Origin of the sequence: Paractinoplanes pyxinae (assembly GCF_026626335.1) — a bacterium.
Lineage (GTDB): Bacteria > Actinomycetota > Actinomycetes > Mycobacteriales > Micromonosporaceae > Actinoplanes > Actinoplanes pyxinae.
The window spans coordinates 1-1,069 of record NZ_JAPNTZ010000038.1 but is presented as its reverse complement, the minus strand read 5'-3'; the positions used below and the strand labels follow the sequence as shown (position 1 = coordinate 1,069).

Sequence of the window (1,069 nt, the reverse complement as noted above, 5' to 3'; positions counted from 1 at the left end):
GCAACCGGGGATGCTCCTATGGATGTCAAGCGAGGGTGGGCGGGGTGTTGTGGGTGATGAGTTGGTAGAGCTCTCGAGCGATGTAGCGTTTGAGGCAGCGGATGATTTCTTTCTTGGATAGTCCTTCGGTTGTGCGTCGCCGGGCGTAGGCCTGGGTGTCAGGGTCCCAGCGCAATCGGGACAGCACGACGCGGTAAAGCGCGGCGTTGGCTTGGCGGTCACCGCCACGGTTGAGTCTGCGCCGGCGGGTCTTGCCGGAGGAGGCTGGTAGCGGCGCTGTGCCGCAGAGCATCGCGAAAGCCCCTTCGGACTTGAGCCGGTCGTGGTTCTCGCCCGCGGTGACCAGTAGCTGGCCGGCGACGTCGGGGCCGACGCCCTGGGCGGCGCTCAGGGCAGGGTTGATGGCTGCTGTCAGCGGCTCGATTAATTCGTCGAGGTCAGTGATCTCGGCGCTGAGCTGATGATGGCGGCGGGCCAGTGAGCGCAGCGCGATTTTGGTGGCGGTGGCCGGGTCCGCGGCGCGGGCCCGGTCGGGCCGCAAGGACGCGCAGGCCGTGATCAGCCTGATCTTGGTCAAACCGCGTAGTGAGGTGCGCAGATCGTCGGGCGCGGTGATGATCAGCGTTTTGATCTGCCGCTGAGTGGCGGCACGTTGCTTGACGGCGCTGGCACGGGCCACCCGGAGATTGCGGAGAGCCTCGACGCGTCCGTCACGCTGCTTAGGGACACCGGTGCGTTCACCGGCCAAGGCGGTCTTGGCTGCTGCGACGGCGTCGATCGGGTCGGACTTGCCCTGCGATCGGCGGGTCTTGCGGCTCGGCCGGTCGACCTCGACCACCGTGACAGCTGTATCGCGTAGCAGACGTGTCAGGCCAGCACCGTAGGCGCCGGTCCCTTCGACCCCCACCGTCACGAGGTTGCCGAAACTGTGCATCCACTGCAGCAGGGTGTTGTAACCGGCCATGGTGGCGGGGAACTGCTGGGTGCCCAGCACCCTGCCGACGCGGTCGATCACCGCCGCGGTGTGAGTGTCTTGATGCGTGTCGACACCACCGGCGACGTCGATCAC

General features: G+C 66.7%; 1 protein-coding gene. It reads right to left on the bottom strand.

All coding sequences use genetic code 11. The features are described 5' to 3' along the window. Positions 1 to 25 precede the first annotated feature (25 nt). Complete coding sequence (locus OWR29_RS47950) at positions 26 to 1,069, bottom strand: IS110 family RNA-guided transposase (RefSeq protein ID WP_267570393.1); 1,044 nt, start codon at positions 1,067 to 1,069, stop codon at positions 26 to 28.